This is a genomic window from Enterobacter sp. EGD-HP1, assembly GCF_000733275.2.
Classification (GTDB): Bacteria; Pseudomonadota; Gammaproteobacteria; order Enterobacterales; family Enterobacteriaceae; genus Enterobacter.
Genome location: NZ_AVOP01000035.1, coordinates 122659 through 139311, shown reverse-complemented (window position 1 = coordinate 139311; position 16653 = coordinate 122659). Strand labels below are relative to the sequence as shown.

The following is a 16653-nucleotide window of genomic DNA, read 5'->3' as shown; positions in this document are numbered from 1 at the left end:
TAGCTCCTCAGTGTTTCTCAATCCACGCGCCGTAGAACGACGGGCGGCCTACCGCTTCAAAATTGACGCCTTTTAGCCACGGCGCACCGGCAAAGACCTGCGGCTCCTCGAAAATTGGAATGACGTAGGCGTGATCCAGCAGGTAGCGCTGGGCGTCTCCCGTCAGTTGCAGGCGTTTTTGCGGATCGATTTCTGAGGAGATATTCACCAGCAGCGCATTCAGCTTGTCGTCACGGAAGTTTTTGACCTTGTCGCTGGATCCGCCTTTTTGCAGCAGCGCGTCGCGGTTAGCCGGGTAGAACATGCTTTTCACCACGTCAGGATCGGCGCGGCCCACTTCGGAGACGGTTAGCGGCGTTTTCAGCGGATCAAGGTTATCCAGCGTGCGGCTGCCTGCGTCCCCGGCTTTGACGCTCAGCGCCACGCCCACCTGGCGCCACTGCTGGGCAACCAGCTGCAGCACCTCTTTGTTTTGCGGCTGCGGCAGAGATTCATACACCGTCAGCGCCAGACGTTGGCCGTCTTTGGCGCGGATCCCATCGCCGCCCGCTTTCCAGCCTGCCTCGTCCAGCAGCTGGTTGGCTTTTGCCGGGTCAAAGGTCAATTTGTCGCTGAGATCGACAAAGCCTGCGGCGGAATCGGCAATAACCGACTTCGCCTGCGGATAGTTGGCAGAGAAGAGGGTCTCGACCACCTGTTTTGCATTGGTGGCGTGCAGCAGCGCCTGACGAACCCGAATATCGGAGACCAGCGGGTTATCCGGGCGGAAGCTGATGCTGTCGTTCACCCCGCGGGTCGGGGCGGCGTAGATTTTATAGCCCTGGTCTGTCGCCTGCTTTTCGTCATACGCCTGCACCTGGCGAATAAAGTCGGCCTGACCCGCCAGCAGGGCGCCCACGCGCACGCTGTCTTCCTGGGTCACGATAAACTTGATGCCATCGAGATTGGCTGGCCCCTGTTGTGCCAGGTTTTTCGGTCCCCACTGGTAGTCTTTGCGGGCTTCGAGCGTCACTTCACGACCCAGCTTCTCGTCCTTTACCACAAACGGGCCGGAGCCGATGATGTGGCGGGCATCCCCCAGCTCTTCGAAGTTGCGCTTCAGCGTGCTGAGCGAGACCAGACCCGAGCCAATGGTGGCGGTGCCCTGCAGGAACCCCGGCGACGGTTTTTTGAAGTAGAACTTCACGGTCAGCGGGTCGATGACTTCGCTACGATCGTAGTTATTGATCACTTCTGACACCGGCAGGCGCTGCGCCTTATTGCCTAAACCGTAGGTATCAAAATTTTTCGCCACGGCGTTCGCGTCCAGCGGCGTGCCGTCGGAGAAGGTGATGCCGGGACGAAGTTTAAAGGTGTATTCGGTTTTATCGGCGTTGGTGGTCCAACTTTCTGCCACCCAGGGTTCCACCTGCAGCGTCTTTGGGTTCTGCCAGGTCAGTTTGTCGGTGATTTGATTCAGAATACCGCCGTTCGGGTAAAAGCCACCGGCAGGGGGATAGAGGTTGGTGTGCGCCTGTTGCTCCAGATAAATCAGCGTGCCGCCTTTGACGGGCGCATCTGCTGCCCAGGCTGCGGTTGTCGCCAGAATCAGCGCCGCCAGCAGCGGCAGACGAAATGGGGTTTGCATGGTGAATTCCTTTGTTATCTTCTTGTTAGCGTCGGATTCATCATCGGGCGCGGGGGAAAACAAGGGAACAAAGGAATTAAGATAAGGATTGCCGGAAAATGGCTATAAAAAAACCGCCCCAGCGAGGGGCGGTGATGAAAGATGATCGGTTATGAACGTAAGTCGATCACCATACGGCCGCGGATCTGGCCCTGTTCCATCTCTTTAAAGATGGCGTTGATGTCCTCGATTGGACGCATCGTGACTTTCGGCACCACCTTACCTTCCGCGGCGAACTGGAAGGCTTCCTGCAGATCCTGACGGGTGCCGACCAGCGAACCTACCACCTGAATGCCGTCCAGCACCAGACGTGGAATGTCGAGGCTCATCGCTTCCGGCGGCAGGCCAACCGCGACCACGCGGCCACCGGCACGCACGGCATCAACGGCGGAGTTGAATGCGGCTTTTGCGACAGCGGTAACGACTGCGGCATGCGCGCCGCCGGTTTTCTCCTGCACGATTTTAGCGGCGTCTTCGCTGCGGGAGTTGATGGTTAAATCGGCCCCCATGCTGGCCGCCAGCTTCAGCTGTTCGTCGTTAACGTCAAGGGCGATGACTTTGGCGTTAAAAACGTTTTTGGCGTACTGCAGCGCGAGGTTGCCCAGCCCGCCCAGACCGTAAATTGCAATCCACTGGCCCGGTTTAATTCCGGAAATTTTTACCGCTTTGTAGGTGGTGACCCCGGCGCAGGTGATGCTGCTGGCCGCCGCCGAATCCAGACCGTCCGGCACTTTTACCGCGTAATCCGCCGTGACGATGCACTCTTCCGCCATGCCGCCGTCAACGGAGTAACCGGCATTTTTCACATCGCGGCACAGGGTTTCGTTGCCGGTATTACAGTATTCGCAGTGGCCACAGCCTTCAAAAAACCAGGCCACGCTTGCGCGGTCGCCGACTTTCAGCGACTTCACGCCTGGGCCGATTTCTTTTACGATACCAATCCCTTCATGGCCCAGGATAACCCCGGTCTTATCGCCGAAATCACCGTTTTTCACGTGGAGATCGGTATGGCATACGCCACAGCACTCCATCTTCAGCAGGGCTTCCCCATGCTTAAGCGGGCGTAAAGTTTTTTCGGTGACGTTGACCTGGTGATCCTGAGTGACAACAGCAGCCTTCATGTGTATCTCCTTGTTCATGATAAGAATCTGTGTAGCAGGTGTAGTACCCCTTAAGGATTGATACATTAGCCTGGTAATGCAAGGCTGCGGCAACATAATGTCATCATTTGATTCGATTGCAGGTTAAGAATACGGCGTTCCTCCAATAATTTAGGGGGAAAATACTGGCCCGACGAGATGCTCGCCGGGCGCAGACTTACAGCTGTGCTTCTATCTCCTTAATCTCTTTACGCCATTGCGCCTGCAGCTGCGGCTTCTGATGCTTTGGCTTACGCGCCAGATCGTCTTCCAGCAGCGTTTCCAGCGCTACCAGCCGTTCGAGCAGATCGTCATACGGTGAGGATTGAACCGTCTGAGTAGCGATAACAGGTGCGGTGGATGTCACCAGCCCCGCGCTTTCACGCAGGCGCTCAAACACCGCTTCTGCATCGTGCCACTCGCTCAGCTTTCCGTCTTCAATCAGCCAGAAACGGTTGCAGCTTTGGCTAATTAGCTGACGGTCATGGCTGACCAGCAGGACGCCGCCTTCGAACTGCTGGAGGGTTTGCGCCAGCGCCTCTTTGCCTTCCATATCGAGGTGGTTGGTCGGCTCATCCAGCATCAGCAGGCTGTAGCGGGCAAGCGTCAGGCCAACGAACAGCAGGCGCGAGCGTTCGCCACCGCTGAGCGTGCTGACCGTTTGCCCGTGACGCGCCCACGGGAAACCCGCGCTTATCAGTGCCATTTTGCGGTTCTGCGGATCCGGTGCGAAAGGCTCCAGCGCGTCGAGCAGCGTGGCGTTGTCCGCAAGCTGATGAAGCGTCTGGTCGTAATAGCCTGGCGAGACGCGCGGATGGATTTTCAACCCGCTGTCTGCGGGCTCATCGGCGAACTGTTGCCAGATAAGCCTCATCAGCGATGATTTGCCGCAGCCGTTACGCCCAACGATTGCCACGCGATCGCCGCTTTTTAGCCGCGCCATGTCGATGGTAAACAGCGGCGGTAGCCCGGGTGCAGGCGGGACGCTGAGGTTTTCCATCTCCAGCAGACGATCGGCCCGCAGCGCGTCGCCGCGCAGGGTTAACGTCCACGGGCTGCCTGCCGTGAGGGCTGTCTGGCTCTCCTTCAGCCGTTCGACCTGTTTTTCCATCTGTTTGGCTTTGCGGGCCAGGTCTTCGTTGTCGTAAACCTTGCCCCAGGTCGCCAGCCGTTTCGCGCTGGCGGTCACGCGGTCGACCTCCTTTTGCTCCGCCTTGTGGCGCTGCGCGTCGCTTTCATCCTTTGCTTCAAGCGCCTTGCGGGCGGCCGTGCAGGGAAGGGCGAAGTAGTGCAGCGTTTTATCGCGCAGGATCCAGCTGCCGTTTGTGACGGCATCCAGCAGCTGTCTGTCATGCGAGACCAGCACGAAGCTGCCTGACCAGTTCTGAAGAAAGTGTTCCAGCCAGAGCATGGTCGGCAAATCAAGGTGGTTGCTGGGTTCATCGAGCAGAAGCAGGTCCGGATCGTGAATCAGCGCTCGCGCCAGCAGCAGGCGGGTGTGTTGCCCGCCGCTCAGCGTGGCGGATTGCAGCATCATATCCTGCGGCGTGAAGCCCATGCTCGCCAGCAGCGTTTCGGCTTTCCAGCGCAGGCTGTCGCGCTCGGCAAAAGGCAGCTGTGCGAGTACGGCATCCAGCATGGTCAGCGGGAAAATAGCGTCCGGAAGATGTTGCTCCACGCGCGCCATCAGGCAGTGCCCGTCCAGCGCTACCGTACCGGCGGCGAGGGAGTCTGTGCCGTCCAGCACCTTCAGCAGCGTACTTTTTCCGCAGCCGTTGTCGCCCAGCAGGCCAATGCGGTCGCCTTTTTTCAGCGTAAAGGAGAGTGAGTCGAAAAGCGTGCCAAACGCCGTATCAACGCGTAAAGATTGTGCAGTGAGTAAAGTGCTCATTGTTGCTTACCCAAGAGTTACAGGCATGTTTATGCCTCGTCAAACATCGCTGACGATAACTCAGTAAGCCCGAGAGAAGGGATTCAGGGGTTGGTGTCTTCGCTCAAGCAGAAGTTATCGCAGCACGATACCGATAACGCTTGAGCTGGTGCGATCACCAAATGTATGTGAAACATTGAAAATTTCACAGTACAGCATAATTGGCCTCCTTATATATTCAGTAGGTTAATGGATGAAGGGAGTGTAGCGGGGGAAAAGGGGTTTGGCTAGTGGGTATTCGATGGTGCGGTCTGTTGCCCTCACCCTAACCCTCTCCCACAGGGAGAGGGAAAACATCCGGCCCGTAGGCCCGGTAAGCGAAGCGCCACCGGGCGATTGGGCCGCACAGCGTCTCCCACCGGGAGAGGGAACGGTTAAAGCGCAGAATTAAATCGAGGTACGGCGATAGCTGCGGTATTCAGGCTTCCAGAAGTTGTCGTCGATGGCCTGCTGCAGCGCGTCGGCAGAGGTTTTCACCGCCACGCCCTGCTGCTGCGCCATTTTACCTACCGCAAACGCGATGGCGCGCGACACCTTGTGAATGTCTTTCAGCTCCGGCAGCACCAGTCCTTCACCGTTGTTGACCAGCGGCGAGTAGCCCGCGAGGGTTTCGCTCGCCGACATCAGCATTTCGTCGGTAATGCGGGACGCGCCGGAGGCGATCACGCCAAGACCAATGCCCGGGAAGATATACGAGTTGTTGCACTGGGCAATCGGATAGGTTTTATCCTTCCACACCACCGGGTCGAACGGGCTGCCGGTCGCGACCAGCGCGTTACCTTCGGTCCAGGCGATGATGTCCTGCGGCGTCGCCTCCACGCGGGAGGTCGGGTTAGACAGCGGCATCACGATAGGGCGCTCGCAGTGCTTGTGCATCTCGCGAATGATCTCTTCGGTAAAGAGACCGGTTTGCCCGGAAACGCCGATCAGAATATCCGGCTTCACGTTGCGCACTACGTCCAGCAGGGAAAGGACTTCGTTGTCGGTATCCCAGTTTTTCAGGTTTTCGCGCTTTTGCACCAGCTTGGTCTGGAACGGCAGCAGGTTCGGCATGCCGTCGGTCAGCAGGCCGAAACGGTCAACCATAAAGACGCGGGAGCGGGCCAGCTCTTCGCTTAAGCCTTCACGCTGCGTCTGGGCGATAATCTGCTCGGCGATACCGCAGCCCGCAGAGCCTGCGCCCAGGAAGACGATTTTCTGGTAGCTCAGCTGGCTGCCGGCAGCGCGACTGGCGGCGATAAGCGTCCCCACGGTCACGGCTGCGGTGCCCTGGATGTCGTCGTTAAAGGAGCAGATCTCATCGCGATAGCGGTTCAGCAGCGGCATCGCGTTTTTCTGTGCGAAGTCTTCAAACTGCAGCAGAACGTCCGGCCAGCGGTGCTTCACGGCCTGAATGAAATCGTCGACAAACTGATAGTACTCGTCGTCGGTAATGCGCGGATGGCGCCAGCCCATATAGAGCGGATCGTTGAGCAGCTGCTGGTTGTTGGTGCCAACGTCCAGCACCACCGGCAGAGTATACGCCGGGCTGATGCCGCCGCAGGCGGTGTAGAGTGAGAGTTTACCGATTGGGATCCCCATCCCGCCAATGCCCTGGTCGCCGAGGCCGAGAATACGTTCGCCGTCGGTCACCACAATCACTTTGATATTGTGGTTTGGCACGTTCTGCAGAATATCGTCCATGTTGTGACGGTTCTGATAAGAGATGAATACCCCGCGTGAGCGACGGTAGATCTCTGAGAAACGCTCGCAGGCCGCACCCACCGTCGGGGTGTAGATCACCGGCATCATCTCTTCGAGATGGTTCTGCACCAGGCGGTAGAAGAGGGTTTCATTGGTGTCCTGAATGTTGCGCAGGTAGATGTGTTTGTCGATTTCAGTTTTGAAACCCTGATACTGGATCCACGCGCGCTCCGCCTGTTCTTCAATGGTCTCAACCACTTCCGGCAGCAGGCCAAGCAGGTTAAAGCTGCTGCGTTCTTCCATGCTGAAGGCGCTGCCTTTGTTGAGCAGGGGGAATTCGAGTAAAACCGGTCCGGCGTATGGGATGTATAAGGAACGATGTTTTTTCAGTTTGTTGTCCATGTCACTCACTCTTTTTATGAAGATCCGTCCCTGACACTGCTGTTTGTCATCTTTCTTGCCTGTGCGATGGGGTGCGGTCAGGCGGTATTATAAAGGAGCTAAATATTAATTACCGCAACACATAAACAAAAACACCATCGGGATTACCGATGGTGTTCTGGATCTCAGTATGGAACTTACTTGCCGGCGTGGCGTTTTCTGCCGGTAGCGTGAGTGACCTGCGTTTCATGGTCGCCTTCAATCACCACTTTACGCTGATTGGAAAGCTTGTAGTTCAGTCCCAGAATATGGCGTGCCTGACGGTTCGATTTCATGTTAACTCCTCAATCCTGTTGATAGTTTTAAGGACCAGTTTGCTTACGCAAACGAAATGTAACCCCTTAGGTTGCTGATCCAGCTTAGCAGGTTTTTACAATGGTGCGTTTTGCCCGCTGACGACGTAGTTAATGGTCTGCTGGTAGATGTCACTGAGGATGTCATTATCCGTGGATTCCACCCATTTGGTCAGTTCCATCAAAATGTCATCTTCAGTCACAGCACCGTGCTCGGCGTGAAGACCCTGCGCAATCGCGTTAACGAGTTCAGGTTGTGCTGCTGTGGTATTAGCCGGGTAATAAGTAAACATGCTGCCTCCGTGTCGTTGTCTGTTTAATGGTACGGCTCGCAAAAAATTTAATTCATAAACAGAATGGCAAATATTTTCCCGGTTGTGGCTCAGATTCATCTTAGAAATAAAAATGACATAAGTGCATGCTTTTATGTACTTTTAAAACGTGTGGCTATATCGACGGGGAACGGCGGGGATATTTTGGCGGTGCTCCTGCTATCGCGGAAATATAGCAGGAGCCGTTTTTAAATTACCACTTCATTTCGCCAGTATTCACTTTGGCGCTTAATTCCAGCGAGCTTTCGTCAGCGAGGCCTGGATACTGTTTTTTCAGGGTATTGATAACGCCTGCGGAATCTTTATGCGCGGTTAAGGCCTTTTCAACGCGCTGCAGATAGTCGCGGGTAAAATCAATCGCGCCAGTACCCGCTGGTGGGGTGCCCAGATAGTGGCCCGGGATCACGCGTTCTGGCTTGTGCGCGGCCATAGCCTGCAGCGTGTCCTGCCACTGCTTACGGCTTTCCGGGGTCTGGGTGTCTGCCGTCCAGACGTGAATGCCCCAGGCTACTCCCGTGCCGCCGAGGATCGTTTTTGCTGACGGGATCCACACATAGGCCGCGTAGCTTTCCGGCTGCTCGATATCGATTTTTTCCCCGTCAACCATGAACGTGGTGGAGGCAAGCACCTGCGGGACAACCAGCTCCGTTGGCGCGCCGTCTTTCATCTGCGGGCCCCAGAAGGCGAGCTTGGCGTCTTTGGTGGCTTTAATATGGTCAACCACATGCTGCGTGGCCACCACTTTGGCATTCGGGAAGGCTTTGACCAGCGGCTGCAGGCCAAAATAGAAATCCGGATCGCCAGAGGTAATCACAATCTTATTCAGGGTTTTACCGCTGCGGCGAATTTTCTCTACCAGCGCTTCGCCATCCTTCACGCTGAACTGCGCGTCAAACAGCACCGCCTCTTTCGGGCCGGAAACCAGCGTGGAGGAGACCGGGAAAATGCCTTTATCCTGTGGGTTGTAGGTATCAACATTCAGCTGTGCGGCAAACGCGGCAGGCGTGATAAGGGTGGAAAGCAGGGCAAGGTGAGTGAGTTTCATGCTGTTGTCTCTGTTGTTCAGGAATGTGTCTATTGTACGGATATTCGTATTTGCCAGAATTCCTGAAACAAGACATGCTTAGTTTCATAAATCGAGCAAATGGAGCTTATATGGATCGCGTTATCGCCGCTCAGGTCTACAACCGGATATGCGAGCTGGGAAGTTTGAGTGCGGCGGCCCGCGCGTTGGGCATTTCCCGACCGATGGTGAGCCGCTACCTTGAACAAATGGAGAAGTGGGCGGGAACGCGGCTGGTAAACCGCTCCACGCGCAAGCTGACGCTGACCGCGGCAGGGGAAAAGGTGCTGCAAAAAACGCGGACGCTCTCGCAGATCTCACAGGAAATTGAGGGGCAGTCGGAGAAAGATCTCCCGTCAGGCACCCTAAGGGTGGCCTGCGCGCACTTTACTGCGATGCACCTGATTGCGCCGGTACTGCCCGGCCTGCTCTCGCGCTACCCGCAACTGCGCATTGAGCTGGACGTGAATAACCACCCGGTCAGCCTGGTGGGAGAGCGCATTGACGTCGCCGTGCGCATTACCGACAACCCCGAGCCCGGGATGATTGCCCGCCGGCTGGGGGAGTGTCGGTCGGTGCTCTGCGCCTCGCCGGCGTACCTGGCACAGCACGGTACCCCCGTCAGCCCCGAAGAATTAGCGCAGCACAACTGCCTGCACTACAGCTTTTTCGCCGGGCAGTCCTGGCACTTTCTGACGCCGGAAGGGGAAAGCCTGAGCGTGGCCGTCAGCGGCAACCTGAGCGCCAGCATCTCTTCGCTGTTGATGGACGCGGCGATTAAGCACTGCGGTATCGCTATGCTGCCGGAGCGCGAAGCGTCTGCCGCGCTGGAACAGGGATTACTGGTGCCGGTGCTCGAGGCACTTGAGCCTAAACCGCTTGCCATCCATGGCATTTATCAGTCCCGGGAATACCAGCCTGCCGCGCTGCGCGTGTTCCTTGACGAACTGTCCCGCTACCTGGCGTAAGCAGGGATTACTTTGCCTTTAGCCAGGGAGAAGATGTGCTCCAGAAAATAATATCGGCCCCGAGATAACTTTCGCCGAAGCGGACAAACTCCGCTTTGGTGAACGGTTTTCCGGTCTGAGGATCCTTATAGGTCAGGGTCGGTTCCTGAACCGCCATGGCGATGAGCGGCAGAGCCTGTTTATTTTTATGGAAGAAGGGATAGGCATTCTTCATGTGCGCCTTGCGGTTGGGAACAATGTCCGGCCCACCCAGGCCGACGCTGTTAGCGGTGGCATACGCAAACAGACGCCCCATGTAGTTGTGGTCATTATCCCATTCGCACGGCCAGAAGTTCACGTATTGCACCACGTGTGATTTCTGAAAAGCCTTTTGCGCAAAGGCCAGGTTTTCCATTTCACCCGCGAAATAGCTGTCGCAGGTAAACCCGGCGGGCGGATTTTTTTCATCGAGATCGATGGCGGTTTCGGGCAGGTTTACCCCATACACTTCGCCGTCAAAGCGTTTGGCGAGGGCGGCCAGCAAAGCCTGGTAGCGCTGGCGGACGGCGGGATCCCACTGACGCGCCACCCATCCTGAACCGACGGGCTTGCCTTCGCCGGGGTTATCGAACTGCGGCGCAATCCCGCCACCGTATTGCTTATCGTACATCAGATAGTCCGGCACGTACCGGGCGTCCGGCTCGAAGAAACGATCCTGGATTTGAATAAAGAGCTTTTTTCGGGCTGCCTTAACGCGCGCGAGATCCTGTTCAATCCGCGAGAAGTCATAGCTGTCCTTCTCGGGTTCCAGCAGGCGCCAGTTGTAAACGATCTGCACGCCGCCGATATCGCTTCGCGCAACGAGCGGAAACGCCGCGTCGAGATCGCCGGAGCTGGTATAGATAAAGTTCTCAGGCGTTTTGGCCAGAGAAGAGAGTGACAAAGCCAGCGTGGTTACGGCAACGGCCATCCTGATTTTTAGCGCCATAGTTTTATCCTTTTTGTCGGTACAGCAGGTGAAAGTCCCGGAATTGTCTGTGTTCCAGGGTGGGCCAGATGCGTAGTCTATACTTAACCCTTTGTAAGCCAAAAGGAGAGCAAGAATGACTATTCATAAGCACGGTTCGGCACACTGGTCTGGCGACATTAAGCGCGGTAAAGGAACGGTTTCCACCGAGAGCGGCGTTCTCAATCAACAGCCTTATGGTTTCAATACCCGCTTTGAGGGTGAAAAGGGGACCAACCCCGAAGAGCTGATTGGCGCGGCACATGCGGCCTGCTTCTCAATGGCGCTGTCGCTGATGCTCGGTGAAGCAGGGTATACCGCCGATTCCATTGATACCACCGCGGACGTCTCTCTGGATAAAACCGACGGCGGCTTTGCCATCACGAAGGTTGCCCTGAAAAGCAAGGTGACCGTTCCCGGCATCGCCCCCCAGCAGTTCGACGGCATTATTCAGAAAGCCAAAGCGGGCTGCCCGGTCTCACAGCTCCTGAAGGCTGAGATTACGCTGGACTATAAGCTTAATTAACACCCCGCCGGGTTTGCGCCCGGCTATCCCTTCAGCGCGGCGGGGAATACCTCCGCCAGCCACCCAATAAACACCTTCAGACGGTGCGTCAAATGCCGGTTTTGCGGGTATACCACGTGAAACGGATAGGCGGCGGGGCGCCAGTCGCCCAGGATCGCCGTCAGCGCCCCCGCCTGCAAATACGACTTTGCCGAATACTCAAAGGTTTGAACGATCCCCAGCCCCGCCGCGGCAGCCGCCAGATGGGCATTACTTTCATTGACGCCGAGATAGTGCGGAATGTTGATTTCCAGCGCCTCGCCGTTCTGTCTGAAGCGAAACGGAAATGCCCGCCCGGTGACGGGCGAGAGGTAGCTGATCAGCTTGTGCCCGTTGCACAGCTCCTGCGGATAGGCCGGGACGCCGTGATTTTTCAGGTAGCCCGGCGTCGCGCAGGTGACCATCTCGGCGTTACCGAGATGACGGGCGATGAGGGTTGAGTCGTCCAGCGGCCCGCCGCGGATCACGCAGTCTACGTTGCCGCTGATGAGATCGACCGGCCGGTCGGCCACGCCAAGGTCGATGCGGATATCCGTGTAGCGCCGCATAAATTCCGGCAGCAGGGGGATAAGCACGTCCCGGGCGGTGGATCCGCCCACGTCAACCCGTAAAAGCCCTTTTGGCGTCGCGCGGGAAACGCGAAACGAGGTGTCGATATCTTCGATATCTATCAACACCCTGAGCGCTTTTTCATAGTATTCCATCCCTTCAGGCGTCGCGACCACCCGGCGAGTCGTCCGGTGCAGGAGACGGATCTCCAGATGCGCCTCAAGCGATTTAACCAGCTTGCTCAGCGTGGCAATCGGCATATTCAGCGAGTCCGCCGCGCGGGTAAAGCTGCCGGACTCCACCACCCGCGTGAAAGCACGCATTGCCATGAGCTGGTCCATGATGACCTCTGATTATTTCTGTAGGTGAATAGTCATTTTCATTTTTGCCGGTTTTTCACTAATCCCGCAAGGGCTAAAGTTTGTCCAACGCAAACCCAACAATAGGTAAATGACATGAACACGACTCTCTCAGGAAAAATCGCACTGGTCACCGGCGGCAGCACCGGCATTGGTCTTGCCACGGCGCAGGAGCTGGCGGCGCAGGGCGCGAAGGTGTACATCACCGGTCGTCGTCAGGCCGAACTGGACGCCGCGGTAGCAGAGATTGCGTCTGACGCAGTAGGCATTCGCGCGGACGTTTCAAAGCTTGCCGATCTGGATGAGGTTTATGCCCAGATAGCCAAAGATGAAGGCCGTCTTGATATCCTGTTCGCCAATGCCGGTGGCGGCGATATGCTGCCGCTGGGCGCGATCACCGAAGAGCAGTTTGACCGTATTTTCGGCACCAACGTCCGCGGGGTGCTGTTTACGGTGCAGAAGGCGCTGCCGCTGCTCTCCGCCGGATCGTCGATTATTCTGACCGGCTCGACGGTCTCCGTTAAGGGGACGGCAAACTTCAGCGTCTACAGCGCCAGTAAGGCTGCGGTGCGCAACTTTGCCCGCTCCTGGGCGCTGGATTTGCAGGGCCGCGGGATCCGCGTCAACGTGGTGAGCCCGGGCCCGGTCAAAACGCCAGGCCTCGGCGGTCTGGTGCCGGAAGAACACCGTCAGGGGCTGTACGACGCGCTGGCCGCCCAGGTACCGCTGGGGCGTTTAGGCGCGCCGGGTGAGGTGGGGAAAGCGGTGGCGTTTCTGGCCTCCGATGCGGCCAGCTTTATTAACGCCATCGAGCTGTTTGTAGACGGCGGGATGACGCAAATCTAATCCAGACTGCGCCAGCAGCGAACGTTACGGCCCTCGCGTGAGGGCTGTAACGGCTGCGGGCGTTCACACCCCTGCGCTGCCATCGGGCAACGGTCGAGGAAAAAACAGCCTTCGGGCAGATGACGGTTGCCGGGAAGCTCCGTTTTGCGTAACGCCAGATTTTCATCCAGCGGTTCACCGGTGCGGGGAACCGAATCGAGCAGCAGGCGGGTATAGGGATGGCGCGGCTCACCCAGAACCTGCGCGGCGCTGCCCAGCTCCACAATCTGCCCGAGGTACATCACCGCCACGCGGTCGCTCATGTGCCTGACCACCGAGACGTTATGCGAGATTAACACGTAGGTCAGATTACGCTGCTGCTGTAGCGTCACCAGCAGGTTGAGGATTTGCGCCTGCACGGAGATATCCAGCGCGCTGGTGGGTTCATCGAGCACGATAATATCGGGGTCTGATGAAAGCGCCCGGGCGATGGCGATGCGCTGGCGCTGCCCGCCGGAAAAGGCGTGCGGAAGCCGGTCAAGATATTCCGGGCGAATGCCGACCTGCTGCGCCAGGTTTTCAGCCAGCTGGCGGCGCTCCCGCTCGCGGCTGCGCTTTTGCACCCACACCGGCTCGGTGATGATGCGCCAGACCGGCAATCGCGGGTCGAGCGAGGAGAGCGGATCCTGAAACACCATCTGCATGCCGCCCGCGTGGTGCGCCCGCTGGCATGCGCCGGTGCTGGGCTTAAGCATGCCCATCAGCAGCTGGGCCAGGGTGCTTTTCCCGCAGCCGGATTCCCCGACGATGCCGAGCGTTTCTCCCCGACGGATCTGAAGATCGAGCCCGTTGAGGGCATGGACCTGTTCCGTTACGCGACCCAGCCAGTTTTTGCGCGCTGCAAAGTTCACGTGCACGCTGTCCAGTTCCAGCAGTACATCAGACATGGTGTTTCTCCCTTTGTGGATACCAGCAGGCAGCCTGTTGGCCTTCTGCACCAGTGGGCTGTAAGCGCGGCGTTTCGCTGCATTTCACCCCGGCGGCAAAACAGCGTTCGCGGAAGGCGCACCCCTGCGGAAGCTGGCTGAGGTTGGGCACCGTGCCGGGGATGGCGGGCAGCAGATCGCGCGGCTGGCCGTGTTCCGGCGCACACTGCAGCAGGCCAATGGAATAGGGATGCACGGGGCGGTGGATCAGCGTTTGCGTCGCACCGCTCTCGATCACGCTGCCCGCGTACATTACGTACATTCTGTCGCAAAGCTGCGACACCACGGCCATATCATGGCTGATAAACAGCACCGAGGTCCCGCTGGCCCGCGCCTTGTGCTTAAGCAGGCGCAGCACCTGCAGCTGGACGGTAACGTCCAGCGCGGTGGTCGGCTCGTCGGCGACGATCAGCTCCGGCTCGCAGGAGAAGGCAAGGGCGATCATCACCCGCTGGCGCATGCCGCCGGACAGTTCAAAGGGATAACGCTCCATGACCTGCTTCGCGTCGGGTATTTGCATCTCTTCCAGCAGGGTAATCGCCTTTTGCTGCGCCTCGCGCCGGGAAAGCGGCTGATGCTGGCGGATGACCTCCACCATCTGTTTGCCAATCCGCCGCGTCGGGTTGAGGGCTGTCATGGGCTCCTGAAAAATCATCGCGACCTTTGCGCCGCGCCACTGGCGAAGCTGCTTCTCGGACGCCGTCAGGACGTTTTCGCCGAGTAACTTCACCTGACCATGATGAATGCGGTAACTCCCTTCCGGCAGCAGGCGCATGGCGAGCATGGCGGTCACCGATTTACCCGACCCCGACTCGCCCACCACGCCGACAATTTCGCCCCTTTCAATCTCCAGCGAAACGTGGTTCAGCGCGTGAACCTCGCCGCGAAAAATCGGGAAGCTCAGGTGCAGGTCTTCAATGCGTAATACCGGTTCGGTCATCACTGTTTTCCTCCCGATTTCGGATCCAGCAGATCGCGGATGCCATCGCCAAACAGGTTAAAGCCCACGGCGGTAATCAAAATCGCCGCACCGGGAAAGGCACAGTACCACCACTGGTCCAGGACGTAGTTACGGCCCACGGCCACCATCGCCCCCCACTCGGCGGTGGGCTGCTGCGCGCCCAGGCCAATAAACCCCAGCGTGGCGGCCATCAGAATGGCGCTGCCGATATCCAGCGAAGCCTGCACAATCAGCGGCGGAAGGGCGTTGCGCAGGATATGCCAGCGGATCAAATGCCAGCGGGACGCGCCGAACGTGCGGGCGGCCTGAACGTAGGTAAACTGACGCACCACCAGGGTTTGCCCGCGCGCCAGGCGGACGTAGAACGGAATGCGGACAATCGCAATCGCCAGCATGGCGTTAAACAGGCTCGGACCGAGCGCGGCGGCCAGCGCCATGGTCAGCACCAGGGAGGGAATGGAGAGCATAATGTCCATCACCCGCATGATGATGGCGTCGCCGCGCCCGCCCAGCACGCCGGACAGACAGCCCAGCAGCGAGCCGATGCCGCCCGCAATCACCACCACCGCCAGCCCGGCGGTAATCGACTGCTGGCTGCCCGTCAGCACGCGGCTGAACAGGTCGCGTCCCACCTCATCGGTGCCAAACCAGTGCTGCACGGACGGCGCCTGCAGGCGGGCGGTCAAATCCAGCGCGTTCGGGTCATGCGGTACGATCCACGGCGAAGCCACCATCAGAAAGAGCATCGCCATCATAATGACGCCGCCAACGATCGTGAGCGGGCTTTGGCGCAGCATCCAGAACAGCTTTGCCCAGTTGATGCGTTGTCTGGCGGTTTTAACCGGGACGGGCGTTTCCTGCGTTAACATCATTCGGCACCTCCGCGCCCGATTCGCGGGTCAATCCACAGGTAAAGCAGATCGACCACCAGATTAACCAGCACGTAGGCCAGCGAAACAACGACGGCAAAGCCCATCACGGCAGGGAAATCGAGCGCCTGAATGGATGTCACCACCCAGGCGCCCATGCCCGGCCAGGCAAAGACGGTTTCGGTCAGCACGGCACCGTAAAGCAGATCGCCCAGCGCCAGCCCGAGCACGGTAATGGACGGGATCATCGCATTCGGCAGGGCGTAGCGCAGGACGATGAACCAGCCGGGCAGGCCGCTGGCGCGGGCCGTGCGGATGTAGTCCTCGCTAAGCTGCTCCAGCATCGCCGAACGGACCTGGCGCGCCACAATCCCCAGGTGAACAAACGCCAGCGTCAGCGAGGGCAAAATCAGGTGCTGAAGCGCGTTGAAAAAGACCTCACCGTTACCCTCCAGCAGCGCGTCCAGCAGATAAAACCCGGTGACGTGCGTTGGCGGATCGAGCCAGTCGTCCAGCCTGCCGCCGCCCGGCAGAATCTGCAGATGCCCGTAGAACAGCACAATGACGCCCAGCCCAAGCCAGAAGGCCGGCGTGGAGATCCCGGTCATCGCCATTAAACGCACCAGGTGGTCCAGCCAGCGGTTGCGGTACACCGCCGATAAAATCCCCAGCGGCACGCCGATGACCAGCGCCAGCAGCAGAGAACAAAAGGCCAGCTCCAGCGTGGCGGGGAAAAAGGCCTTCAGATCTTCCGCGACCGGGCGTCCGGTACGGATGGACGTGCCTAAATCACCGTGGGCCAGAGCGTCCACGTAGCGACCAAACTGTATATACAGCGGCCGATCCAGCCCTAGCTGCTGGCGGATGTTCTGCACGATTTCGTCGCTGGCGCGATCGCCGGCCAGCAGACGGGCCGGATCGCCGGGGATCAGGTGTGAAATAATAAAGGTGATAATACAGACACCGGCCACCACCAGGAGTAACCCCCAGCAGCGCTGGCGCACGATGCTCCAGAACGTCATACACTTTCCCCCGGCGA

General features: G+C 58.4%; 16 protein-coding genes. 3 read left to right on the top strand and 13 right to left on the bottom strand.

Going from position 1 to position 16653, the window contains the following annotated elements:
* Positions 1 to 7: 7 nt before the first annotated feature.
* From N037_RS20700 to N037_RS20670, 7 genes are all read right to left on the bottom strand, one after another.
* Positions 8 to 1627 (bottom strand): TIGR04028 family ABC transporter substrate-binding protein, encoded by a 1620-nt coding sequence (locus N037_RS20700; RefSeq protein WP_032643166.1) that lies wholly within the window; start codon positions 1625 to 1627, stop codon positions 8 to 10.
* 149 nt (positions 1628 to 1776) lie between these two features.
* A complete protein-coding gene (adhP, locus tag N037_RS20695; protein WP_032643163.1) occupies positions 1777 to 2787 on the bottom strand; it encodes an alcohol dehydrogenase AdhP in 1011 nt (336 codons plus the stop codon).
* A 196-nt stretch (positions 2788 to 2983) separates the two neighbouring features.
* Positions 2984 to 4696: an ABC-F family ATP-binding cassette domain-containing protein gene (locus N037_RS20690; RefSeq protein WP_032643160.1), complete on the bottom strand. Its 1713-nt coding sequence runs from the start codon at positions 4694 to 4696 to the stop codon at positions 2984 to 2986.
* A gap of 426 nt (positions 4697 to 5122) precedes the next feature.
* A complete protein-coding gene (locus N037_RS20685) occupies positions 5123 to 6820 on the bottom strand; it encodes an NAD-dependent malic enzyme (protein WP_023335794.1) in 1698 nt (565 codons plus the stop codon).
* Between the two features lie 176 nt (positions 6821 to 6996).
* On the bottom strand, positions 6997 to 7134 hold the full coding sequence (gene sra, locus N037_RS20680; protein ID WP_008501714.1) for a stationary-phase-induced ribosome-associated protein: 138 nt from the start codon (positions 7132 to 7134) through the stop codon (positions 6997 to 6999).
* Positions 7135 to 7229: 95 nt separating this feature from the next.
* Positions 7230 to 7445, bottom strand: coding sequence for a biofilm-dependent modulation protein (gene bdm / locus N037_RS20675; protein WP_023335793.1), 216 nt, complete (start codon positions 7443 to 7445; stop codon positions 7230 to 7232).
* A 232-nt stretch (positions 7446 to 7677) separates the two neighbouring features.
* Positions 7678 to 8529: a Vmh family MBL fold metallo-hydrolase gene (locus tag N037_RS20670; RefSeq protein ID WP_032643158.1), complete on the bottom strand. Its 852-nt coding sequence runs from the start codon at positions 8527 to 8529 to the stop codon at positions 7678 to 7680.
* 110 nt (positions 8530 to 8639) lie between these two features.
* Here N037_RS20670 and N037_RS20665 point away from each other — a divergent pair, with 110 nt between their 5' ends.
* The gene (locus tag N037_RS20665) at positions 8640 to 9515 is read left to right on the top strand and encodes a LysR family transcriptional regulator (RefSeq protein WP_029740896.1); all 876 of its coding nucleotides are present in this window, start codon (positions 8640 to 8642) and stop codon (positions 9513 to 9515) included.
* Positions 9516 to 9522: 7 nt separating this feature from the next.
* On the opposite strand, the gene N037_RS20660 is transcribed toward N037_RS20665, so the two are convergent.
* Positions 9523 to 10482, bottom strand: coding sequence for a hypothetical protein (locus N037_RS20660; protein ID WP_032643155.1), 960 nt, complete (start codon positions 10480 to 10482; stop codon positions 9523 to 9525).
* Between the two features lie 115 nt (positions 10483 to 10597).
* On the opposite strand from N037_RS20660, the gene N037_RS20655 reads away from it, so the two are divergent.
* Positions 10598 to 11026, top strand: a complete 429-nt coding sequence (locus tag N037_RS20655) for an OsmC family protein (RefSeq protein WP_023311893.1) — start codon at positions 10598 to 10600, stop codon at positions 11024 to 11026.
* A gap of 23 nt (positions 11027 to 11049) precedes the next feature.
* On the opposite strand, the gene N037_RS20650 is transcribed toward N037_RS20655, so the two are convergent.
* Positions 11050 to 11955 (bottom strand): LysR family transcriptional regulator, encoded by a 906-nt coding sequence (locus N037_RS20650; protein WP_032643153.1) that lies wholly within the window; start codon positions 11953 to 11955, stop codon positions 11050 to 11052.
* 114 nt (positions 11956 to 12069) lie between these two features.
* Between N037_RS20650 and N037_RS20645 the strand changes: the two genes are divergently transcribed.
* The gene (locus N037_RS20645) at positions 12070 to 12819 is read left to right on the top strand and encodes an SDR family NAD(P)-dependent oxidoreductase (RefSeq protein WP_032643151.1); all 750 of its coding nucleotides are present in this window, start codon (positions 12070 to 12072) and stop codon (positions 12817 to 12819) included.
* Here N037_RS20645 and N037_RS20640 read toward each other — a convergent pair.
* The 4 genes from N037_RS20640 to N037_RS20625 are packed head-to-tail and all read right to left on the bottom strand — an operon-like array spanning position 12816 to position 16636.
* Positions 12816 to 13745: an ABC transporter ATP-binding protein gene (locus N037_RS20640; protein ID WP_032643149.1), complete on the bottom strand. Its 930-nt coding sequence runs from the start codon at positions 13743 to 13745 to the stop codon at positions 12816 to 12818. The genes N037_RS20645 and N037_RS20640 overlap by 4 nt on opposite strands.
* On the bottom strand, positions 13738 to 14724 hold the full coding sequence (locus N037_RS20635) for an ABC transporter ATP-binding protein (RefSeq protein ID WP_032643147.1): 987 nt from the start codon (positions 14722 to 14724) through the stop codon (positions 13738 to 13740). Before N037_RS20635 ends, N037_RS20640 begins: the two co-directional genes overlap by 8 nt.
* The gene (ddpC, locus tag N037_RS20630) at positions 14724 to 15617 is read right to left on the bottom strand and encodes a D,D-dipeptide ABC transporter permease (RefSeq protein ID WP_023335785.1); all 894 of its coding nucleotides are present in this window, start codon (positions 15615 to 15617) and stop codon (positions 14724 to 14726) included. The genes N037_RS20635 and ddpC overlap by 1 nt, the downstream gene beginning before the upstream one ends.
* Complete coding sequence (locus N037_RS20625) at positions 15614 to 16636, bottom strand: ABC transporter permease (RefSeq protein ID WP_032643144.1); 1023 nt, start codon at positions 16634 to 16636, stop codon at positions 15614 to 15616. Before N037_RS20625 ends, ddpC begins: the two co-directional genes overlap by 4 nt.
* Between the last annotated feature and the right edge of the window lie 17 nt (positions 16637 to 16653).